The organism is Gordonia sp. PvP123, assembly GCF_040547295.1.
GTDB lineage: Bacteria > Actinomycetota > Actinomycetes > Mycobacteriales > Mycobacteriaceae > Gordonia > Gordonia terrae.
The window spans coordinates 164,577-185,825 of record NZ_JBEPPN010000009.1; the positions used below are offsets into that span (position 1 = coordinate 164,577).

Consider the following 21,249-nt stretch of genomic DNA (forward strand, 5'->3'; position numbering starts at 1 on the left):
ATGGGTCGATGCGAAAAAAAACTTTCCCGGCCCGGTGTCATCCGAAACCCGCGGCCGATGACGGCGGCACCGATTTGGCCCGGACCTGGGCATTCCCCTACACTTGTGGGGTTGCCTGCGGCACTGTTGTGTCGCGAATCGGCTCACGAACCCACTGGGGCGGACCGCTCAGGTGTCACAGCCTGGCCAAAACCCCAGGCAGGCGTGTGTTCGGTGGCAACGGACCGTGTGCGTCGGGTCGGAAATCCGCCGTACATAAGAAGCCAGGTCAAGGAGACTAACGAGTGATTCAGCAGGAATCCCGCCTGCGAGTCGCCGACAACACCGGTGCCAAGGAGATCTTGTGCATCCGCGTGCTCGGCGGTTCCTCGCGGCGCTACGCCGGCATTGGCGACGTCATCGTCGCCACTGTCAAGGACGCCATCCCGGGCGGCAACGTCAAGAAGGGTGAGGTCGTCAAGGCCGTCATCGTGCGCACCACCAAGGAGCGCCGTCGTGCGGACGGAAGCTACATCCGCTTCGACGAGAACGCCGCCGTCATCCTCAAGGGTGAGAGCGACCCCCGCGGTACCCGCATCTTCGGCCCGGTCGGCCGCGAGCTGCGCGAGAAGAAGTTCATGAAGATCGTGTCGCTGGCACCGGAGGTGATCTGACATGAAGGTCCACAAGGGTGACACCGTGATCGTCATCTCGGGCAAGGACAAGGGCGCCAAGGGCAAGGTCATCCAGGCCTTCCCGAAGACGCAGCGAGTTCTCGTCGAGGGCGTCAACCGAATCAAGAAGCACACCGCCGCGTCGGCCAACGAGCGCGGTGCCTCCTCCGGCGGCATCGTGACCCAGGAAGCCTCGATCCACGTCTCGAACGTGATGGTCGTGGATTCCGACGGCAACCCGACCCGCGTCGGCTACCGCGTCGACGAGGAATCGGGCAAGAAGGTCCGGATCTCGCGCAAGAGCGGGAAGGACATCTGACATGACCTCTACTGAACCCAAGATCCAGCCGCGCCTGAAGACTCGCTACCGCGAGGAGATCAAGGACACGCTGAACAAAGAGTTCGAATACCCCAACGTGATGCTGATCCCGGGCGTCGTGAAGGTCGTCGTGAACATGGGCGTCGGCGACGCCGCCCGTGACGCGAAGCTGATCAACGGCGCCGTCGAGGATCTGGCCAAGATCACCGGCCAGAAGCCGGAGATCCGTCGCGCTCGCAAGTCCATCGCACAGTTCAAGCTGCGCGAGGGCATGCCGATCGGTGCGCGCGTCACCCTCCGTGGCGACCGCATGTGGGAGTTCCTGGACCGCCTCGTGTCCATCGCCCTCCCGCGTATCCGCGACTTCCGCGGCCTGTCGGACCGTCAGTTCGACGGCAACGGCAACTACACGTTCGGCCTGAACGAGCAGTCGATGTTCCACGAGATCAACATCGACAACATCGACCGGCCCCGCGGTATGGACATCACCGTCGTGACGTCGGCCACCACGGACGACGAAGGCCGGGCGCTGCTGCGTGCCCTGGGCTTCCCGTTCAAGGACAACAACGTTAAGGACAACTGACATGGCAAAGAAGGCTCTGGTCAACAAGGCCAACAAGAAGCCCAAGTTCGCCGTGCGGGCCTACACCCGGTGCAACAAGTGCGGTCGCCCGCACTCGGTGTTCCGCAAGTTCGGCCTGTGCCGAATCTGCCTGCGCGACATGGCACACGCCGGCGAGCTGCCGGGTGTGCAGAAGTCCAGCTGGTGACTTTCACCCCTCGGATTTCGTAGCAGATCGCGCTCACAGCGCGCATCTGCACCACCGATTCGCCGACGGCCTCATCTTGCTTCCGCGAGATGGGGCCGTTGTCGTGTCACTGCTGAGCGAGCCACTCCTCGATGAGGTCGGGGACGCTCTCGATCGACGCGGTGAGCGAACGCTGATAGATGCGGTTGACGATGGGGTCGGCCATCTTGCCGAACACTCCGCCGAAGCCGGTGGAGGACGTGATTCGACACGTCACCCGGACGCCGTCGGAGGTCTCCTCCAGCGAGATGTGCGTGGTGAACGGGAACGGCGCTTCGACGGTCTGGAACTCCGTCTCCTTACAGGTGTCGACACGGGTGAACTCTCCCCGCCAGTCCACCGTCCGACCGAGGACGGCCGTCTTGCCCTTCCACTGCGTACCGACGGCTAGTGGCCCATCGGACAGCGGGGTGACCTCCACGGTTCCCGGTAGGTATGCGGTGGTGTGTTCGGGAGTGGACATGTACTCCCAGACGGTTTCGAGTGGTTGCTTGACGGTGACGGATGCGCTGGATTCGGGCATGATGAAATCCCTTGTGTGCGAACGATTGTAGGACGGCAGGGCCGGGGCCCACGCCGCACACCGTCTCGGGGCGGGTGGTGATCACGGTCCGGACGAGATGCATCCGCTGGTCAGAGTACTCCCCGTCGACCGCGAAGGCTACGTCCGATTTGTCACCGATTCGTATGTCTAACAAAGACTTTCGTCTACGTCGTTCTCGAGGTTATGTCCGTCGGAGATCGTCGCTCGTGGGCTGATGCCCGACACCGCACTCCTCGGGCCGCCTCGTCGTCAGTGGGTGGCGGCCCATTCGTCGACGAGGCGCGGCAGCTTCTTCGCGTTCGCGGAGAGCGACCGCTGATACGCGCGGATCGCCAGCGCGTCGGCGAGCTTCCCGACCGCCCCGCCGGCCCCGGCGTTGCGGATGCGGTAGGTGAGTTCGACCCCGCGGCGAACTTCCGCGAAGGTCGCGGAGATGGCGAACTCGAGCGGCGATTCGGTCGAGGTGAACTCGGTGGCCGTGTGTGTGTCGACCCTGGTGAACTCGCCGGTCCAGTCGACCGCCCTGCCCAGGCCCTTCATCTGGCCCCGCCAGACGGTGCCCACCGAGACCGGCCCGTCGGTGACCCGCTCGACGCGGACGACGCCGGGAGTCAGCGCTGCGACGTGGTCGGGGATCAGGCAGTACTCCCACACGGTGTCGACGGGCTGCTGGACGAGGACGGTCGCTGATGCTTCAGGCATGGCGTCGACGATACCCGTCGCCCGGACTTCGGAGCGAAAGATGGCTTCTGGCATCGGTTTTCGCCACCAGATCCTGATCGGCCCGCGCCCGAGGATTCCGCCCAGCACGCCACCGGCGCGGGCCGCGTCTCCTCCACCGGTCACGCCGACGAACCGGCCGGGCGGGCTTACGGACGGTTGCACGACGACGAACCCGCGCCCGGAGAACTCGAGGGTGAAACGCACTGTGCTGTGTCTCATGGCCTTGCGCACGTCACCCGCACCACAGGTCGGGCGTCAACACTATGAAATTCTCAAAGGGACATGCGCGGCCCCGACGGATCGGTGCGAAAAGGTGCTGCGCGGGGCGTCGTCCCTCGCCGGGATTCGCCTTCAGAAGTCTTAGGCGCTCGAGCTCTCCGGCCGTTGGCCGATGCGAGTCGGTCATCGACCACCGAGGTGGATCAGGCTGCGGCCCGATCATCGAGAGTCATGGTGCGGCGGTTGTATGCCGGCAACGGCGTTCGGATCGGATCGATCGATGCGGGTGGGACCAGCCACGGGTGACGGTCGCGCCCCATGATGATCTCCCACTGGCCGGCATGGATGTGGGCGTGGCAGGACGGGCAGAGCAAGCACCCGTTGTCGATGTCAGTGGAACCGCCGTGGCTCCAGAACTGGATGTGGTGGACGTGGGTGCGGCCCGCCGGCGCGCCGCATTTGATGCAGCACCGGTCGCGGATGATGATCGCTCTACGCAGATGCGCCGGGAACAGCCGTCTGGAAGTGCCCATCTGCAGGGGGACGGTGTCGCCGTCGACTACCACATCGGTGACAGAGGAGTCGCACGCCAGCAAGGATGCGGTGGTGGGGCTGATCGAACCCAGCCACAACAGGCTGGCCTTGTCCGGAGCAGCCGCCGGCAGGAGCACGCTGACGTGCGTCTTCGGTGGGGTTGCAAGGGTGGTGTCGGCCAGCGCCGCGGCATCGAGGATGAGTTCCAGAGCATCTGCGTTGCGGGCCCCGGTGGTCCGAGAGTCATCGGAACCGTCGGGTTCAGACCTTGGAGTGTTCAGAGATTCGATTGCCGCGGTGAGCTTTTCGCCGATCACCGTGTCGAGATCGCCGCGCACGCTGACCCGGCCTTCCCCGGTCGGGATGACGGTGAACTCGTTGATGGTGCGGTCCTCGCCGGCAGGCAGGCCGCCGGTCCCGACCGCGTACTCGTTGCCCAGTTCGCGTGCCTTCTGGGCGATTTCGGCAGGGGTGGCGCCGGACATCGCCTGCGCGATGAGGGTCTGCTCGACCTCTGCTCGTTCCTCGACGCAGACACCCTCGGGTGCTCGACGCGCGACATGTGCTATGCCGGTCACGACGGCATCAGCGTGCTCGCCAGAGATCGCGCCGTCGGCGGTGTGACTCGGTAACCGACAGAGCCACGCGTGTGCGTTGCCGATCCGCAACCAGCGGTGCGCGATTGCGGGTGCTGCACCCATCGTGATCAGTAGGGTGGACGTCCTGCCGGTCGACTGTCGGGCCACACCGAGACGGTCCAGGGTGGCAGCTCCGACGGCGGCGTGATGGTCCAGGATGGAGCGCAGTTCGATCAGCAGAGACATCGCGGTGCTCGCTTGACGGCCGGTCGGCTCCGCGCCGCCAGGGGGCAGATCCCACAGCGCCTCGCGAATCGCAGCCAACACGGCGAGATAACCCTCACCGCCGGAGTGTTCGACACTCTCGGTCTCTGGGCACAGCATGGTGGCGAGTGTTGTTGTCATGACGGACCTTCCACATCACAGGACGGAACTGGAGGCAGGGCTTCTCGTCATCGTTGGTTCGACACCGGCGTAACGCCGATATGCGTCTTTCATCTGCGGGGCCTATAGGAATCACTGTATGCGGGAGCACTGACAAGAACCGAACGGCTGATGGCCCCCTCAATTCAGTCCGCGCGCCTGCTCAGCGTAGACGTCGGTTTCGGGCCGCATTGCGCCGCTGCGCCCGGTTCATTCCGGGGTGCGGGTGGATTACGCGCGGACTATCGACTCTGGTCGATCGCGGGTCGTGTACGCCCTTCACGAACTGGTGTTCCGGTGCAAGGGGTGTAACCCTCTTCCCACGGGTAGCTGCCCGGATCGTCAGGCCACACCGCCTGCAAGACCGGAGCGTCCGGATAGAGGACGATTGGTGACGGTCAGGTCGGATCTGTCCATCACTTCGATCACGGTGACCGGGACATCAAGTGATTCCAGTTGCACGGGAATCGAATTCGATACGATCGAGTGCCAGTCATAGGTGTGAAACACGCTGCCCAACTCGTTGAGAACCAATGCACTCGTTCGGGCATCTAGCCCGTATACCGCCAACTCTGGGAGGTCGTGCAGGCGCAGGCCGGTGGTGTACGCGAAGGAGCAGTCCGGTGCTTCGCATTTGTGAGAGTGGAACGTGCACTCGTCACTGACTGCCGTCACCCGCCCAACCGCAGCGCCGGACGCGTTCGTGCGTCTCGCGTACCAGCGGGTCGGGGTGCCGGCGGGGCAGACCCCGCAGATCGGAGAAGGGGTGGGCCATGCTCGCTCCTGGTGTTCGACGGTGGACCGTAGTAGAGCAGGCGGCACCGGCAAACTCGGGAGACGTGCCGAGTTCCGCTTCGTCAGCGGCCGAGGATGCCGCCCAGCATGCCGCCGGCGCCGGAGCCGGCCGCGCTCCCGCCGCCGGTGCCGCCGACGAACCCGCCGGGCGGGAGTTCCGACGGCTGGACGACGACGAAACCCCGACCGGAGAACTCGAGGGTGAACCGCTCGCCGGTGCTGCGTCCCATGAGGGTGCCGAGGTTGAACGAGTCGTTCGACTTCACCGAGGTGCGCAGGCTCGACGACCACGCGACCGCGGCCTGGGGGTCGGCGTAGGTCGCGGCGTCGACGTTGAGGACGACCGGCGTGCCGTCGGTGGTGATGGCGATCCGCCCGCGGCCGGTGAAGACGCAGTTGAACATGCCGGCGTTGCTCATCGCGCCGGCACCCTGCACGCGGGCGATGTCGTAGGAGAGTGACGAGTCGAAGGCGAGTACGTTGGCGCCGTTGATGGTGAGGCCGTCGGACCCGTCGAGATCGATGAGGTGCACGTCCGACGCAGCATCGGCGAGGAACAGGTCGCCCTGCCCGGTGACCTTCATCAGCGGGACGCCCTCGCCGGTCATCGCCTGACGCATCATCCGGCCGAGCCCTCCGGAGCCGAGCGCCTCGAATTTCAGATTGCCCTGGTACGCGACCATCGAGCCGCTGCGGGCCATCACCTCGCCGGCGAGCCCCACGCGGCACATCTTGCTGCCCTGCTTCTGGATGCCCTGCCCGGTGACCTCGGCGTGGGACGGCGCGAACAGATCGCTGTGCATGGGAACTCCCTGTGGTTGGGCGGTGACCGGAGGCCTCGGTGGGGGTGTATTCGATTGCGACGCTTGAGCTCCGGGCGACGACGCTGATGGTGCTGCCGGCGGTGGTGTGGCCGCCGGTGGCCAGGGCTGCGGATCGGTCACCCGCGGAGGGTGTCCGGGTGGTGACGGCGGTGCGGGCTCCTCGTCGACCTCGATGCCGAAGGCGGTCGCCAGGCCCGCGAGACCCGCGTCGTATCCCTGTCCGACGGCACGGACCTTCCACATGTCGTTGCGCCGGTAGATCTCCAGGCACACGACGGCGGCTTCGCTGGTGAGGCCCGCGGGGCTGAAGGTGAGCTCGGCGCCGCCGCCGGTCACCGTGGCGGTGAGCGCACCCGCGGTGGCGAAGCTCGCGGGTCCGGTCCCGTCGAGACTCGCCGCGACCACCACCGTCACGATGTCGCGGGGTAGGGCGGCGGTGTCGATGGAGATGATGTCGGCGGATCCGTCGGAGCGGTAGCCGACGCCGGGGCCGGCGGGCTGGTTGTAGAAGATGAGATCGGCATCGGTGCGGACACGGCCCGCGTCGGTGAGCAGGATCGCCGAGGTGTTGACCGGCGATGCCGAGCGCACCGAAACGGTCACGGCCGGCGACGGCAGAGGCCGGTTCTCTCCGGCGGTCAGCGTGAGCACGGTGTCCATTGTGCCAATCGTCGCGGCCGACCGTCGGCGGAGTCGGGTATCCCCGTCACCGTCCGCGCGGTGCCGTCGAGCGGGCGAGTTCGACCACCTCGTCCTCGGTCGGTGGACTCGACGGGTGATATGTCAGGCACAGCGGGGTCGCCGCGTTCGTGAACCGCCCGCCCTCGCTCGCGATGTAGAACGTTCCCGCCGGTAGCTTGCCGATGTCGGGCACCCTGCTGCCCTTGTTGGCGGCGAGTTCCTTGGCGCGGTCGATCTGTGTCGGATGATTGAGAAGCCCGAAGATCTGGGTCGAGGAGTTGGCCGAGATCTTGTTGTCGATGCCGGTCGGCGACTGGGTCGCGAAGATCAGGCCGAGCCCGTACTTGCGAGCCTGCGACGCCAGTGCACTGGTGCTCTTCGACGCCGCGGTCATCCGGACCGACGGGGCGAAGTTCTGCGCCTCGTCCATGACGAGCAACCCGCCGAGCGGTCGATCGGCAGCCGGGTTCTTCTTGATCCAGGCGAAGAGCGCCATCTGGAGCTGGTTGACGAAACTCGCTCGCCGGTCGTCGGTACCGAGGCCGGCGAGGTTGATGACCGACACCCGGGCCCGAAAGCCGGGACCCGGGGTGAGAAGGAACCCGGGGTCGGCGGGGGCGGCGTCGCCGCCGAACACGGGATCGATGGCCATCGAGGCCTTGAGGTTCTCGGCGAGTTCGGCCCCGAGCCGGGCCGCGTCGGCGAGGGTGCTCGCGTCGTGGGGCAGTTCGGTCAGCAGTCCGACGTACGCCTGTAGGCTGCCGCCGCCGCGGCGTCCGAAAGCCTCCATGGACTGCTGCAGAACCGCCTGCTGACGGTATGCCTTCGCGCTGGTGCCGGTCGCCCGGGCGTGCGGGATCAGCGCGCCGACCGCGGAGTCGACCGCGGCGCGGAACTCGTCGGGATTGCCCGCCACCGAGGTGAAATCGGGTAGCGGTTGGAAACTGAGTGGCCGGCCCGACGCGCGCCCCGGGGTGAAGACCGCGACCTCGGTGTCCTGGAGATAGCGTTTGGCGCGTTCCCGGTCCTCCGGTGTCCACGGACGCGGATCGTTGTCCGGCCACGGTGTCCCGAGGCGGGCGAGGTCATTGTTCACATCGAGGATGATCGACGAAACCCCCTGCAGGGCTGCCTCTTCGACGATCCGGCGGATCAGCACAGTCTTGCCCGAACCGGATCCGGCGAACAGCGCCACGTGCTTGCGCAGGGCGAGCAGTGAGACCGTCACCTCCTCGCCGGTGGCGACACCTCGCCCGAGTGTGATCGACTGGTCGACGACGGATGCGGTTGTCGGCGATTGTGATTCGCCTGCGTTCGGACCCGGCGACTCCGACCGCGACGGTAGGTCGAGGGGTTGGCGGTCGGAGGACTGCGGGTCGGTGGACCGGGGGTTCCCGGCCTCTGGTTCGCGGGGTGTCGGCGGGGTCGAGGTGTGGCCCGCGGTGCCCGGCTCGCGTCGTCCGGACGTCGTGTCCGTGTGTGACGCCGGTGCCACCGGTGGGTCCACACGGGCCGCAGGCGCCTCGAGTGCGGGGCCCAGGATGTCGGCGATGAATCCGATCTCGGCGGCCGGGTTGCGGGCGGAAATCCACTCGCGGAGATGCGATGGCCGTTCGGCGCGCAGCGTGGCCAACGCACTGAGCCGTTTGATGTCGTGTTCGGTCCAGGCCACGACCCGGCCCCCACGATCGTGGAGTTCGGTGACCATCTGCTGGGTCTTGGGGCCGGTGGGCCAGGGGTCCCGCCGGAGGATCACCAGGGTGCGTTCGATGTCGCCGAGCGTGAACCCGGAAGTCGTGGTCGCGCTCGACAGTCGGGTCTGGACGGCCCGCGCGTTCGATGCGGCGATCGCGCGGAAGCTCCAGGACTGTTCGATGTCCCGGTTGGGGTCGACGAGTTGCCGGATGCGCCCGTGCAGCGGGCTTTTCGGGCCCGGCCGAGCGTCGAGCTGCCAGCGGTCGGCGTCGCGCGTGAGGGCCTGGATCCAGGTCGACAGTCCCGCGTGCAGGAGTGACGGGACGATCCTGTCCTCGGTGTCGGGTACCAACGCGGGTAGGGGGTCGGCGCGCGAGATCAGGTCCGCGTAACGCTGATCGATCTTCGTGAACGACGCATCGTCCGACGAGACGGATGTCGACGACGGTGTTCGAGAGGGAGTGTGGTCGGTCGCGGGAGTTGCTGTGTCGCGACCGGATTCGTCGATTCCCGGAATCGTGGTCTGGCCCGCCCCCGAGATGGAGGTGGTGGTGGTCGTCGCGGGACTCGTCGGCGCGGCTCCGGTGAGGTCGGTGATCTCGGCGAAGGTGTCGCTGCGGAGCAGTGCGGCGATCTGGCGGTCCACGGTCACCATCAGTTCGCGCGGTGTGTAGTCGGTTGCCGTCCTCAGCGCGGTATCGGACACCGGCCACGTGGGGTGCGGCGGTGTGAATCCCACCCCGGCGAAACCCGGGGCGAACCGCCGGGCGAGGAGCAACCGGCCGAAATCGGCGCTGGCCGGCCGCTGCAGCGTGGGTGGTAACCGGAAGCGGTCGACCGCCGATCGCATGACGTGGCCGGACAGGTAGTCCCACGCCGCGGAGATCGAGGAGACCACACAGGTCGTTCGGCTCATGGTCTCGCGCACCGACATGAGACCGTGCGCCAACTTCTCCACTTGGGATTCCTCGCCGGGCTCGGCGGTCTTCCCGGCCTCGATCAGGGTGTCGATCTGGTCGATGGCGAGCACCGCGGCATCATCGAAGGCGATGATGCGCGAGATGTTCTCCACGATCTCCTGGTAACCGAGTCGGGCGTTGCGGATCCCCCACGCGGCGAGTTCGTCGGCGTCGTCGATGTCGAGATGCAGGAACGCCTCGCCGAGGTCCTTGGCCGCGAAGTCGTCGGACTCGAGCAGTACGAGTGCACGCAGGATGTGCTGCGAACGGCGCCGGTGCCGGGAGTGGCGTGTGTAGACGCCGTGGATGAAGTCGTCGAGTGCCGCGGGTTGCAGCGGTGCGCCACCGGTCACCGCGGCCCGCGTGTCCTCCGACACCTCGGCGTCGATCGCGAGGCGGTCGAGGAGCTGATTCAGTTGCGAACGGTGTCGTGGAGCCGGTCGTCCGAGATCATCGATGATCGCGACGAGTACCGAACGCCAGAAGTCGGTGGCGTCGAGCAACTTGACGAGAAAGAAGTAGCCGCCCTCCTCCTGGACGCGATGTCGGACCCGACCGAGCAGGTGCGTCTTACCCGATCCGGCCGGTCCGCGCACGGTGACCCCGATCGGGCTTCCCGACGGTGAGCGCCGGGCGTCGTCGAAGGATCGGACGATGTCGACGATGGTGTCCTCGTGCAGGCCGCCGACGTGAAAGGGGTCGGCGGTGCCCCACACGTCGTCCGGGGTGTCGGCCCAGTTGAGTCGGATGGACTCGAGTGCCTGACGGGCGTCGGCGTCCATCGGATCAGATCTCCTCGATCGCGAACAGATGACAGGGCTGGGTGCCCACCGTGACCGCGGCGGCGCGGTCTTCCGGGGTCAGCAGCGCCTGGTCCTCCTGGGGGATGAGGCTGACGCCGGATTCGCGCTGGAACTCCACCATGGTGGCGTCGAAGACCTCGGCGTTCATCCCGGGCACGTCGGTGCGGAGATCGGCGACGAGGACGAAGTCGCCCGCAGCGGCGGCCCGGGCTCGGTAGGCCGCCGCGATCTGCGCACGGGGATCGCGCGACGCGGGGTCGGGCGCAGGCGTCGCCGGGGCTGGGGTGTCGGACTCCGTGTGATCCGGGCGCCGTGGGCGGCCGAACACCTCGTGCAGACGGAGGTCTTCGTCGTCGAGGTACCGGGCGAGTCCGGCGAGGACGGCGTACATGGCCTTCGACGGCGCGGTCGATCTCTTGGGTGGCTCGGAGGTCAGTTCGGATGCACACCAGGCCCAGCCGCGGTCGGTCAGCGTGTGGAACCAGGCGCGACGGGCGCCGATCCGTGAGTCGACGAGGCCGAGTGCGTTGAGATGGTCCCGGGCCGGCTTGTCGAGCGCGGGACCGAGCTCCTTCAGCTCGGGGTTGGAGAGCTCGCGTGACTCGGCCAGCAGGACGAACAGCGCCGCACTCTGGGTCGGCGTCAGCTGGGCGTGGTCCACGGATGCTCCTCGCGGTTCATAGGGGGTCGGGCGGGCGTCGGTCGCGAGGGTGCCCGCGACGGGGAGCGTTCGGCGATCGCGGCGGCCAATTCTGCGACGACAAGCGCGGGGTCATCGAGAACGTGGTCGTTCGTGTAACGCAGAACGAGGTACCCGGCACGCTGAAGCATGTTGTCGCGACGTCGATCTCGCGCGTACTTTACCGGTCCGCGATGATCGGCGCCGTCGACCTCCACGACGACCCGTTCACTCGACCACAGGAGGTCGACGATGACCGCGGGCGTCAGCGGATCGAGGTCACGCGGGCTCCGGTTCCACTGGCGCTCGCGCGCCCACGGCGCGTTCACAAGGGCTCGCTCGAGGGCCTGCTCGGCGGTGCTGTGCGGTGCCGGTCCACCCGCAGGTCGGGAGACGACAAGAACGGGACCCGGGGCCGGTGACGGGTCGACCGGCACCTCCGCGAGGCCGGTCTGGTCGGGGCCCCGCCCGTCGGCGACCCCGATTCGCACCACCGGCACCCGCGCGACGGCCGGTAGCGCATCGGCGGTGAGCCACACGGTGAGATCCGCGTGGTCCGCCAGCCAGTCGTATGCGGCGGCCGCGGCGTGCTGGGCGCGCTCGGGCAGTGCCGTGTGGGCGCGTACTGCCAGAACGACGGCGTCCCGACCGTACGACCGTCTGAGGAGGAATGTCAGCGCTCCCGCCCGGGCATCGTCGGCGGGGCTCGAAACCGGTCGACGCGCACCGGCAGCTGCACGGGCCAGATGGGCGACAGCGGGCGAGGGAAAGCCGGCGTCGCGGCACAGCGCACGCGCCCGTGATTCGGCGTCGTCGGCATCGACCAGCGAGCCGGACTCGCCGCCCGGGAGCCAGGTGGGGAAGAGTGCGACGACGATGTCTTCGAGGGCGTCGAGGACCTCACCGACGACCTCCCGAGCAGTGCGATCCGTCGGCCCGCGGTGGTCCAGGAACACGGGCAGCTCGGCCGAGACCGAGTCGACGAGGTCGGCCAGGGCGAGGCCGTCCACGTCGTCGACCCGTAGCACGTGTCCGGGACGCACGGCCGCGTCGAGCGTGGACGGACGGATGTTCATCGTTGCCGACCATATCGCCCGAATCCGACAGGTGCCCGGTTCGGTCGTCACTCGCCGGCGCGACACCCTCCGTGCCACGACGATGACCACCCTCGGGCTGTGCCCGAGAGTGGTCGGTGTCAGGTGGCGGGTGTCAGCGAACGTTGTAGCCGGCGTCCACCGGCAGGGTCACCCCGGTGATGTAGCGGGCCTCGTCGGAGGCAAGGAACACGATCGCGTTGCTGATGTCGACCGACTCGATCAGCTCGACCGGCATCGGGTTCTTGTAGGACTCGTCGTTCGCCACCTCGGGGTGGGAGTTGACGAACTCGCCGTATTCGACGTTGGCGACCATCGGGGTGTTGACCCCCGTCGGGTGGATCGTGTTGACGCGGATGAGGTTCTTGGCGAGCTGTTTGGAGTACAGGCGCATCAGACCGACGACGCCGTGTTTGGCTGCCGAGTAACCCGCCTGGCCCGCGAACGTGTTGAGTCCGATGCTCGTCAGCCCGGCGGCGGAACTCGTGATCACGATGGATCCGCCCTCGTTCTGCTCGATCAACCGCGGGACGGTGAGATCGAGGACGTTCCACACGCCGGTCAGCATGACGTCCACGGCGTCATGCCAGGCCTGGGTCTGTTCGCCCGGGCCGATCACAGGCATGATCCCCGCGTTGGCGATCACGGTGTCCAGGCGGCCGAAGCGTTCGATGCCCGCGTCGAGCACCGAGCGGATGTCGTCCCGATCGCGCACGTCGCCCACCGCGGTCACGATCTGTCCGCCCGCTTCCTTGACCAGTCGCTCGGTCTCGGCGAGATCCTCGCGCGTGGCCATCGGGTAGAACACGGTCGGGATCTGGTCACAGATGTCCAGTCCGATGATCGAGGCGCCCTCCTCGGCGAGGCGAACGGCGTGGGAACGTCCCTGCCCGCGTGCCACGCCGCTGATGAACGCAACTTTGCCACTGAGTCTCTGCACGATGGTCGTCTTTCTCTGGTCGGACCGAGAGCAACCGGATCACGAAGACGGAGCGGTTGTGGCGCAATGGTTTCCGAGCACGCGACGTACTCGTCGGCGCGCCTTGGCGTCTCGGGGCGGAGGAATCATCCCGCTGCGCCGAAACTAACATAGTTAGATTGAATGCGGAACGGATCGGATGGGCCACTTCGCCGCGCCGTCAGTTCAGTCGGCGACGATCGCGGGAATCAAGAAGGCGCGCAACTTCGTCCGGACCCGATCGAGGTAGTGATCGGTGGAGTCGAACTGACTGATGTACATGATCTCGAGCTCGGAGATCCACTCGCACAGCAGCTCGATGTCGACCTCGGGGCGGAGGTTGCCCGCCGACTGCTCGGCGAGAAGGACCGGCTCCCACAGTTCTCGGGTCAGTTCGATCGCTCGTCCCGACACGCTGAGCAACTGCATCGACAGCGCCATGGATTCGGGGGCGACCAGTCGGTTGACCATCGGATCGGAATGGCCCTTGCGGATGTCCCGGCAGATCCCCTCGACGATGCGCTCGGAGACGGTCGGCCACTTGTTGATGTGTGCCCGGGCCTTGTCCATGTTGGTGTGGGCGCGGCGCACCACCAGTTCGGTGATGAGTGCTTCGCGATCACGGAAGTAGCGGTAGACGGTCGCACGCGACAGTGAGGCCGCGCGTGCGACGTCCTCCATCGTGGTCTTGGCCATGCCGAAACGCGCGAAGCACTCCTCGGCTGCCCGGAGGATTGCTTCCTGGACGTCAGTGCGCTTGTCGGAGTCGGTGCTTGCGGCCACGACACGACGGTAGCAAGGGCGCCCTAATCGAAAGAAGATAGATAAGACACTAGACAGTGATTGTCTCGTGTGTCAGTCTCGATACATGGAGCGCGACGAGAAGATCAGGCTGACCCGGCGACTGATCGACCACGTGGACAACGACAGCACCGATTACGCGGACGATCTGCTGAGAGTTCCGTTCTCGGTGTTCAACGACGCCGAACTGGCGGCGAAGGAACGCGACGTGGTGCGGAGATTCCCGCACATCGTCGCCCACGTCGACGAGTTGCCGAAGACGGGCTCGTTCGTCACCACGGAGTTGATCGGTACGCCGTTGCTGGTCATCCGGCAGAGTGACGGGTCGGTGAAGGCCTTCTCGAACGTGTGCCGACACCGCGGGTCGCGCGTGGAGTTCGGTGAGTCCGGGTGCAAGCGCGTCTTCGCCTGCCCGTACCACAACTGGTCCTACGGCAAAGACGGTGCGCTGCGGGGTATGCCGCATGCCGAGGGTTTCGACGGAATGGACCGCGCCGACTACGGACTCGTGGAGTTTCCGTGTGAGGTCCGGCATGGACTCGTCTGGGTGGTGCCGACGGTCGGCGCCGATCTCGACATCCGATCGGTGCTCGGGGACAAGCACGACGACGAGGTCACCGACACCGGAATGGCGGAGTCGTTCCAGGTGCGCAAGGAGACCTGGCGGCTGGACATGAACTGGAAGATCGCGGTCGACGGCGTCCAGGACTCCTATCACCTGTGCCAGTTGCACACGAAGACGGTGTGCAACTACCTCGAGGGCAACATCACCGCTCTCGACGTGGTGGACCGGTCGTGGCGACTCGTGGTGGCGCGCAAGGCCATCACCGAGGTCAGGGACGCCGACCCGGACAGTTTCGACGTCCGTGACTACTCGTTGGCGAATTACACGGTGTATCCGGGCACCATGCTCGTCACCGAGCCCAAGCACTTCGAGATCTGGACCATCGTCCCGGACAAGGACGACCCGAACGTCAGTCACTGCACCATCAGGCTGCTGTCGCCGACGAAGCCGCAGACCCCTCGTGAAGAGCGGATCCTGGACAAGAACTGGGAACTGCTGATGGAGACCTTGCACGACGAGGACTGGTTCGTCACCAAGACGATCACCGACAATGCGGCGTTCGGTCAGGTCGACGAACTCATCTACGGACGAAACGAATTGCCGGGACAGCTGTTTCACAAGATGGTGGCCGGTGATGTCGAGGCGCTGGAGCGCGAACGTGGATCCCTTCCCGCCACGGCTGCCGCGCACTGAATCCGTGTCCGAACTGGAGGTGGATGAGCCGGCACCGGGTGTGCGCCGCCTGACCATCAACCGTCCGGGGGTTCGCAACGCGATCTCGCTCTCGGTCCAGCGCGAACTCGACCGAGCGCTCACCCGGATCGCGGCCGACGACGCGATCCGGTCGGTCATCATCGCCGGCGCGGGTCCGGTTGCCTTCTCCGCGGGATACGACATCACCGAGTTGGCGAGGTGGACGCCGAGCGAAGCGGCAGACGCCGCGGCCGAGCGAGAGGAACTCGTGTGGCGGTTCTGGTCGTTCCCGAAGCCGGTGGTCGCCGCCGTGGACGGAACGGCACACGGCGCGGGAACCATCCTCGCGGTGTGTGCGGACATCCGCGTCGGAGACCCGCGCACCCGGTTCGCCGTGACGGCCGCGCGGTACGGCGGCGCCAACCTCACCTGGTTGCTCGACTCCGTCGTCGGCCCCGGACACGCCCGAGACCTGTTGATGACGTCGCGGGCCGTCGACGGGGCGGAGGCGTACCGGATCGGACTCCTGAGCCGGTTCGTCGAGGAGGGCGGCGTGTCGTCGGCTGCTGTCGACACGGCGGCCGGCCTGGCCGAACTCCCGCCGGAGGGCATTCGGGAGATCAAGTCGCTGCTCCAGCACGGCCCGGGACTGGATCTGCGGACGCGCTACGACCGCGAGATCGCTGCTGCGCGAACGCACTCGCACCCGGACCAGATCGCCGGACTGGTCGCCGGTCTCGCCGACCGCGACGCCCGGCTTCGGCGGACGGCGGCCGAGCAATGAGCGGAGACACGGCATGACCGACGCCATCTCCGAAGCAATGTCGGACGCCGATCCGTGGCGACCGGATTGGTCGGATCCGTTCCGGCCGACGACGAGCGGGGACGACGAGTACGAGTCGATGGTGCAGGCGCTTCGGGAGGTTCAGGAGGCGGTGACCCGTAGTCGCCCCACGCCGACAGCGGCCGCCGAAGCCACTGCGGCACTCCGCGCGGTCGCACGTCTCATGTGGCCACACGAGGTGGACGAGGACGAGCAGATCGCGGGTAAGCGTTGGTCGACCCCGGGAAAAGGGCACGCACTGGCGCCGGCACTGCACATCGACCATGTCACCGAGACCACCGCTGTCGCACGGGTCACCATCGGCAGATTCCATTCCGGACGATATGCGATGAACGGCGGCGTCACCCCACTGATCTTCGACGAACTGCTGGCACGCTTGGCCAACAGCGCGGGCCGGCCGTGGGGCCGGACGGCGTACCTCCACGTCGACTACCGATCACCTGCACCGCTGCACACGGAACTGACGCTCACCGCCGAGCTGGTGGAGCAGTGCGGGCGCAAACGCACCATGCGCGGCGCGATGTTTGCGGGTGAGACTCTGCTGGCCGAGGTGCACGGGCTGTGGGTCGAACTCAAACCTGAACAGACACTAGATATTTCACAATCATGAGAGGCTGACGATGAGTGGGTATTCCCTTCTCGATGGGATTCGGGTACTCGAGGTGGCCCAGCTGGCGCCTTCGTCGGTGGGTGGCCATCTCGCCGACCTGGGTGCCGAGGTGATCAAGGTCGAGGCCGGTCCGCTCGGCGATCCGGTGCGCGTCGGCGGCGCCCGGGCGGTCGGGTCCCCGGACGGGCCCGCCTTCATGCATCTGCGCTGGAACCGCGGCAAGAAGTCCGTGGCGCTCGACTTGCGCAGCCCTGAGGGGAGACAGGCCTTCCTGGACCTCGCGCGTGAGTGCGACGCGGTCGTCGAGGGGATGCGCGGCGGCTATCTCGACTGGCTGGGGGTCGGCTACGACTCTCTGCGAGAGGTGAATCCGGCGATCGTGCTGTGCACGGTCTCCGGGATGGGCGGCGACGGCCCCTACCGGACACTCGGCACCGGGGGTCCCGTCTTCGACGCGTACGCCGGGCTGCGGGAGGTGCGCACCCCGACCGAACCGCCGGTGTCCGGCATGGCCGGTTCGACGGCGCCGCCCATCGCGATGTACGCCCTCGGTGCCTACGGTGCGATGGGCCTGCTCGCCGCGTTGCTGAAGGCTCGCGCCGCCGGCGTCGGCTGCCACGTGGAGGTGGCCGGCATCGATGTGGCGGCTGCGTGGATGCCGGACCTTGCCGATGCCGAGCTGAACAAGGACCGGTCGATCGCGCGGCCGACCTGGCTGCCCGATGGGCGACTGCCCGACTGGCCGCGGCTCGAGGCATACCGCACCAGGGACGGCGAGGCCGTCCTGTTCGGGTCCCATGTCGAGAAGTTCTGGCACAACTTCCTGCGCGCCGTCGGCCGTGACGATCTGATCGACGTCGACCTGTCCTCCACCGACGACGGCGCTCCCGCGCGTGCCGACCTGATCTGGCGTGCGCTCACCGAGATCTTCGCGCAGCGGACGCGGGCCGAGTGGGTGGAGTTGTTCCTCGAGCACGAGATCGCCGGCGGACCGGTCAACAGTGTCGGGGACATGTTGGTGGACCCGCACTTCCGCGCCAGGAAGAACACCTACCGGGTGGATCACGACGGGGTCGGCGACCTGGAATTCGTCGTCAGTCCGGTGCGTGTCGCGGGGGAGGAGTTCGCTCCGCCACTTCCGCCGGACGTCGGCGCCGACACCCCTGAGGTGTTGCGGACGGTGGCCGGATACGACGACGCCCAGATCGCCGTCGCGGCGGATCCGCGCGTCCCCGCGGCCGGTGTACGGGTGCACTCCGGCTGACTCGTGTCGCCTTTGACACCCGTACGAAATCCGTTGTGCGGGTGTCATTGTCGTGTCCGTAACACCGAGCCGTGATGCCTGCGCCGATCGGCGCACCGCATTGCGCGAAGCATCTAAAGCTGTTAGTTTAATCTCACTTTGAGTGAGGGGGATCACACCCCCTGCGCCGGTCGGGGGATCGACGTCGACGAAGGAGTATGAATGAATCTCTCGGACCTGACCCGCTTCTGGGGACGAACGCGGCCCGAGCAGGAAGCGATCGTGTTCGGGGACACCCGGCAGACCTGGGCTGAGGTCGACGCGATCACCGACGCACTCGCCCGGGGTCTCGCCGCCCGCGGCGTCGGCAAGGGCGACCGGGTGTCGGTCATGATGCTCAACCGGCCCGAGCTCGCCCACCTGATCCTCGCGACCCTCAAGCTCGGGGCCGTGTGTGCACCGCTGAACTTCCGTCTCACGGGTCGAGAACTCGCGCCGATGGTCATCGACGCGGCGCCCCGGGTGATCGTCGTCGAGGACGCGTTCGCTCCCCTGCTCGATGTCGCCCGCGGGCAACTCGACTTCGAGACGTATTCGATCGAGGGCGGCGCCTTCCCGGCATACGACACGCTCCTGGATGCCGGCCCGGCACCCGTCGTCGCCATCGACCCCGACGATGCGGCGTTCATCTGCTACACCTCCGGGACCACCGGAGTGCAGAAGGGCGCGCTCATCACCCATCGCAACGCGATGACGCCGGGTATCTCGCAGACGATCACCTTCGGTTTCTCCGCCCGCGACCGGGTGCTCTGCTCGGCGCCGCTGGTGTACACCGGCTCGGTGCTGTCCATCTTCATGCAGCTGGTGGTCGTTCCCGGGGCGACGATGGTCCTGCTCCGGGAATACGATCCCGAGATCGCTCTGGACGTCCTCGAACGGGAGCAGATCACCGCGACCACCACCGTGCCGGTCATCTGGGAGCGGATGACGACGTTGCCGGACTTCGGTTCTCGGTCGCTCGCGACATTCACCTTCGCCGGGACGGGCGGTGCGCCGGTCAGCCTCGATCTCCTCGATTTCTATCGCACGCACGGAATCCCGCTGACGCAGTGCTACGGATTGACCGAGGCGTCTGGGATGGTGTCCACGCTGGAGTACCGAGACGCGGTCACGCGGCCCGGTTTCGCCGGCCTGCCGCTGGTCGGAACCTCCGTGCGCATCGGCGAACCCCACGACGAGGCCGCGGTGGGTGAGGTGGGGGAGATCCTCGTGCGCGGTGAGCATGTGCTGCGCGAGTACTGGAACAAACCCGAGGCGACCGCGGCGACCCTGACCGACGGCTGGTTGCGCACCGGGGACCTCGGGATCAAGGACGACGCAGGCTTTCTCCGGATCGTCGACCGCAGCAAGGACATGTTGATCTCGGGCGGCCTGAACGTGTATCCCGCCGAGATCGAGAACGCCCTGCACGGCATCGAGGGCCTGGTGGACTTGGCCGTGATCGGTGTCAAGGACGACAGGTGGGGCGAGGTCCCGATGGTGGTGTTCCACTCCGAGCGACCGGCATCCGAGATCGTGGCCGACATCGCCGATGTGGCCGGCGAGGCCCTGGCGAAGTTCAAGCGGCCGAAACATGCGGTCGCACTGGATGAACCGCTGCCGCGGACCTTCTCCGGAAAGCTCGCGAAACCGTCGCTGCGAGCACGTTTCCCGGAGCCTCCCGCCGATGCCCTCGCCGTCGAGGGCTCCGCGACTCCCGCCTGACCAGGCAACCCCTTCTCCCGAGAGGACACCCGTGATGGGTTCTCCGCGTGATGTCAACATCTCCCACCTCATCGACACCGCCCCGGTGTCCGGTCTGCAGAAGCGGGCCTTCGCGATGTGCCTCGTCCTGGCAGTGCTCGACGGGATGGATGCCCAGCTGATCGGGTTCGCGATCCCCGCGCTCTCCGACGACTGGGAGTTGTCCAAGGCGTCGTTCGGACTGCTGCTCGCACTGAGCAGCGGCGCGATGGTCCTGGGCAGCCTGGTGTTCGGTCCCGTGGCCGACCGGTGGGGCCGGCGGCGGGTGATCATCGTCTGCACGGTGATCTTCTCCGTGTTCACCCTGGCCTCGGCCCTCGCCACCTCGATGGGCGTCCTGATCGTCCTGCGCATCCTCGCCGGGATCGGGCTCGGGGGCGTCACGCCGAACCTCATCGCCTTGACGAGCGAGTACAGCCCGGCCCGCGTTCGCGCCACGATGGTGACGATCGTCGTCGCCGGGATGTCCCTGGGGGGCTTCGTCGGCGGTCTCGCTGCCGCTCAGCTGATCCCCGCCTTCGGATGGCAATCGATCTTCGTCGCGGGCGGGATCCTCCCGCTGGTCGCCGTCCTCGGTGCCTGGGCCTGGCTACCGGAGTCCGGCAAGTTCCTGGCGGCGCGGGGCGACCACGGTGAGGTCGCCCGCATCGTCTCCGCGATCGACCCGCGGACGGACCTGACCGGTCCGGTGCGCTTCACCCAGGACACCCAGGTCGTCACCAGCTCACCGGTTCGCGAACTGTTCACCGCTGGTAGAGGTCTCGACACCGTGCTCCTGTGGGTGGTGTTCGTCGTCAACTTCCTCGTCATCTACTTCCTGTTCGGCTGGATGCCATCGCTGTTCAGCGAGGCGGGCCAGAGTTCGAGTACGGCGATCACCGCCGCCGCGTTGTTCAACCTGGGCGGTATGGCGGGTGCGCTGTCCGCCGGGTGGATCACCGACCGGGTGGCAGCGGCCTGGCGGTCGGGCGGCACACGCGCCGCGTATGTCGTGGTCATGGCGGGTTACACGCTGGGGGCGGTGTTCATCGGCGTCGTCGCGATGGTGCTCGGGAACGCCGCGCTGCTGCTGATCGCCATCTGCGTCGTCGGGTTCGGGATCTCGGGCAGTTCGGCCGGGATCATCGCGATCGCGGCGTCGATCTATCCGGTGGCCGCGCGCTCGACGGGCATCGGCTGGGCCATGGGGGTCGGCCGGGTGGGATCGATCATCGGACCGACGGTCGGTGCGGCACTCATCGCCGCCGGGTTGGACGCTCGCACGATCTTCCTGGCCATGGCGATGCCGACCGTGCTCGCGGTGGTCACCCTCGGAGTGTTGAACGCACGGGAGGGTCGGCGTCTGCGGCGCGCGCAGGACGGAGCCCGACCCGCCCCGACAGCGGCGGACGTCCATTGAC

The 21,249-nt window shown here is 67.2% G+C and carries 21 protein-coding genes; 10 read left to right on the plus strand and 11 right to left on the minus strand.

What is annotated here, in order from left to right; translation table 11 throughout:
• Positions 1-284: 284 nt before the first annotated feature.
• Genes rplN through ABIC25_RS18680 form a run of 4 tightly spaced genes read left to right on the plus strand, consistent with a single transcriptional unit; the run spans position 285 to position 1,742 of the window.
• The gene (gene rplN, locus ABIC25_RS18665; protein WP_004019493.1) at positions 285-653 is read left to right on the plus strand and encodes a 50S ribosomal protein L14; all 369 of its coding nucleotides are present in this window, start codon (positions 285-287) and stop codon (positions 651-653) included.
• A 1-nt stretch (position 654) separates the two neighbouring features.
• On the plus strand, positions 655-972 hold the full coding sequence (rplX, locus tag ABIC25_RS18670; RefSeq protein WP_004019492.1) for a 50S ribosomal protein L24: 318 nt from the start codon (positions 655-657) through the stop codon (positions 970-972).
• Position 973: 1 nt separating this feature from the next.
• Positions 974-1,555, plus strand: a complete 582-nt coding sequence (gene rplE / locus ABIC25_RS18675) for a 50S ribosomal protein L5 (RefSeq protein WP_055475154.1) — start codon at positions 974-976, stop codon at positions 1,553-1,555.
• Position 1,556: 1 nt separating this feature from the next.
• Positions 1,557-1,742 (plus strand): type Z 30S ribosomal protein S14, encoded by a 186-nt coding sequence (locus tag ABIC25_RS18680; RefSeq protein WP_004019490.1) that lies wholly within the window; start codon positions 1,557-1,559, stop codon positions 1,740-1,742.
• Positions 1,743-1,848: 106 nt separating this feature from the next.
• On the opposite strand, the gene ABIC25_RS18685 is transcribed toward ABIC25_RS18680, so the two are convergent.
• From ABIC25_RS18685 to ABIC25_RS18735, 11 genes are all read right to left on the minus strand, one after another.
• A complete protein-coding gene (locus ABIC25_RS18685; protein ID WP_354562635.1) occupies positions 1,849-2,304 on the minus strand; it encodes an SRPBCC family protein in 456 nt (151 codons plus the stop codon).
• A gap of 270 nt (positions 2,305-2,574) precedes the next feature.
• Positions 2,575-3,027 carry an SRPBCC family protein gene (locus tag ABIC25_RS18690; RefSeq protein WP_354562728.1) on the minus strand — a complete coding sequence of 151 codons (453 nt, stop codon included), beginning with the start codon at positions 3,025-3,027 and terminating at the stop codon, positions 2,575-2,577.
• A 443-nt stretch (positions 3,028-3,470) separates the two neighbouring features.
• Entirely contained in the window at positions 3,471-4,784 is a 1,314-nt protein-coding gene (locus ABIC25_RS18700; RefSeq protein ID WP_354562636.1) for an HNH endonuclease, read from the minus strand.
• 260 nt (positions 4,785-5,044) lie between these two features.
• Positions 5,045-5,155 carry a hypothetical protein gene (locus ABIC25_RS24965; protein WP_308219758.1) on the minus strand — a complete coding sequence of 37 codons (111 nt, stop codon included), beginning with the start codon at positions 5,153-5,155 and terminating at the stop codon, positions 5,045-5,047.
• The gene (locus ABIC25_RS18705; RefSeq protein ID WP_354562637.1) at positions 5,145-5,477 is read right to left on the minus strand and encodes a DUF4262 domain-containing protein; all 333 of its coding nucleotides are present in this window, start codon (positions 5,475-5,477) and stop codon (positions 5,145-5,147) included. The genes ABIC25_RS24965 and ABIC25_RS18705 overlap by 11 nt, the downstream gene beginning before the upstream one ends.
• A 182-nt stretch (positions 5,478-5,659) precedes the next feature.
• Positions 5,660-7,081, minus strand: a complete 1,422-nt coding sequence (locus ABIC25_RS18710) for an AIM24 family protein (protein ID WP_354562638.1) — start codon at positions 7,079-7,081, stop codon at positions 5,660-5,662.
• 46 nt (positions 7,082-7,127) lie between these two features.
• Positions 7,128-10,538, minus strand: a complete 3,411-nt coding sequence (locus ABIC25_RS18715; protein WP_354562639.1) for a helicase HerA domain-containing protein — start codon at positions 10,536-10,538, stop codon at positions 7,128-7,130.
• 4 nt (positions 10,539-10,542) lie between these two features.
• Complete coding sequence (locus tag ABIC25_RS18720; protein WP_354562641.1) at positions 10,543-11,220, minus strand: MarR family transcriptional regulator; 678 nt, start codon at positions 11,218-11,220, stop codon at positions 10,543-10,545.
• Positions 11,202-12,314, minus strand: coding sequence for a DUF559 domain-containing protein (locus ABIC25_RS18725; RefSeq protein ID WP_354562642.1), 1,113 nt, complete (start codon positions 12,312-12,314; stop codon positions 11,202-11,204). The genes ABIC25_RS18720 and ABIC25_RS18725 overlap by 19 nt, the downstream gene beginning before the upstream one ends.
• A gap of 133 nt (positions 12,315-12,447) precedes the next feature.
• Positions 12,448-13,272 (minus strand): mycofactocin-coupled SDR family oxidoreductase, encoded by an 825-nt coding sequence (locus ABIC25_RS18730; RefSeq protein WP_239399543.1) that lies wholly within the window; start codon positions 13,270-13,272, stop codon positions 12,448-12,450.
• Between the two features lie 204 nt (positions 13,273-13,476).
• The gene (locus ABIC25_RS18735; protein ID WP_004019483.1) at positions 13,477-14,073 is read right to left on the minus strand and encodes a TetR/AcrR family transcriptional regulator; all 597 of its coding nucleotides are present in this window, start codon (positions 14,071-14,073) and stop codon (positions 13,477-13,479) included.
• A gap of 85 nt (positions 14,074-14,158) precedes the next feature.
• Between ABIC25_RS18735 and ABIC25_RS18740 the strand changes: the two genes are divergently transcribed.
• The 6 genes from ABIC25_RS18740 (at position 14,159) to ABIC25_RS18765 (ending at position 21,248) form a co-directional block, all read left to right on the plus strand.
• Positions 14,159-15,349 (plus strand): aromatic ring-hydroxylating oxygenase subunit alpha, encoded by a 1,191-nt coding sequence (locus tag ABIC25_RS18740; protein WP_354562644.1) that lies wholly within the window; start codon positions 14,159-14,161, stop codon positions 15,347-15,349.
• Between the two features lie 4 nt (positions 15,350-15,353).
• Positions 15,354-16,133, plus strand: a complete 780-nt coding sequence (locus tag ABIC25_RS18745; protein WP_354562645.1) for an enoyl-CoA hydratase/isomerase family protein — start codon at positions 15,354-15,356, stop codon at positions 16,131-16,133.
• A 13-nt stretch (positions 16,134-16,146) separates the two neighbouring features.
• Positions 16,147-16,803 (plus strand): PaaI family thioesterase, encoded by a 657-nt coding sequence (locus ABIC25_RS18750; protein WP_354562647.1) that lies wholly within the window; start codon positions 16,147-16,149, stop codon positions 16,801-16,803.
• 10 nt (positions 16,804-16,813) lie between these two features.
• On the plus strand, positions 16,814-18,067 hold the full coding sequence (locus ABIC25_RS18755; protein WP_354562648.1) for a CaiB/BaiF CoA transferase family protein: 1,254 nt from the start codon (positions 16,814-16,816) through the stop codon (positions 18,065-18,067).
• A 201-nt stretch (positions 18,068-18,268) separates the two neighbouring features.
• On the plus strand, positions 18,269-19,810 hold the full coding sequence (locus ABIC25_RS18760) for a class I adenylate-forming enzyme family protein (protein ID WP_004019478.1): 1,542 nt from the start codon (positions 18,269-18,271) through the stop codon (positions 19,808-19,810).
• Positions 19,811-19,844: 34 nt separating this feature from the next.
• The gene (locus tag ABIC25_RS18765) at positions 19,845-21,248 is read left to right on the plus strand and encodes an MFS transporter (protein WP_239399533.1); all 1,404 of its coding nucleotides are present in this window, start codon (positions 19,845-19,847) and stop codon (positions 21,246-21,248) included.
• Position 21,249 lies beyond the last annotated feature (1 nt).

Bases quoted from the DNA above. Each gene is read 5' to 3' on its own strand.
- ABIC25_RS18740 (WP_354562644.1), top strand. From the start codon at position 14,159: ATGGAGCGCGACGAGAAGATCAGGCTGACCCGGCGACTGATCGACCAC.
- ABIC25_RS18760 (WP_004019478.1), top strand. From the start codon at position 18,269: ATGAATCTCTCGGACCTGACCCGCTTCTGGGGACGAACGCGGCCCGAG.
- rplX (WP_004019492.1), top strand. From the start codon at position 655: ATGAAGGTCCACAAGGGTGACACCGTGATCGTCATCTCGGGCAAGGAC.
- ABIC25_RS18715 (WP_354562639.1), bottom strand. From the start codon at position 10,538: ATGGACGCCGACGCCCGTCAGGCACTCGAGTCCATCCGACTCAACTGG.
- ABIC25_RS18725 (WP_354562642.1), bottom strand. From the start codon at position 12,314: ATGAACATCCGTCCGTCCACGCTCGACGCGGCCGTGCGTCCCGGACAC.
- ABIC25_RS18750 (WP_354562647.1), top strand. From the start codon at position 16,147: ATGACCGACGCCATCTCCGAAGCAATGTCGGACGCCGATCCGTGGCGA.
- ABIC25_RS18700 (WP_354562636.1), bottom strand. From the start codon at position 4,784: ATGACAACAACACTCGCCACCATGCTGTGCCCAGAGACCGAGAGTGTC.
- rplE (WP_055475154.1), top strand. From the start codon at position 974: ATGACCTCTACTGAACCCAAGATCCAGCCGCGCCTGAAGACTCGCTAC.
- ABIC25_RS18690 (WP_354562728.1), bottom strand. From the start codon at position 3,027: ATGCCTGAAGCATCAGCGACCGTCCTCGTCCAGCAGCCCGTCGACACC.
- ABIC25_RS18685 (WP_354562635.1), bottom strand. From the start codon at position 2,304: ATGCCCGAATCCAGCGCATCCGTCACCGTCAAGCAACCACTCGAAACC.
- ABIC25_RS18710 (WP_354562638.1), bottom strand. From the start codon at position 7,081: ATGGACACCGTGCTCACGCTGACCGCCGGAGAGAACCGGCCTCTGCCG.
- ABIC25_RS18755 (WP_354562648.1), top strand. From the start codon at position 16,814: ATGAGTGGGTATTCCCTTCTCGATGGGATTCGGGTACTCGAGGTGGCC.
- ABIC25_RS18765 (WP_239399533.1), top strand. From the start codon at position 19,845: ATGGGTTCTCCGCGTGATGTCAACATCTCCCACCTCATCGACACCGCC.
- ABIC25_RS18680 (WP_004019490.1), top strand. From the start codon at position 1,557: ATGGCAAAGAAGGCTCTGGTCAACAAGGCCAACAAGAAGCCCAAGTTC.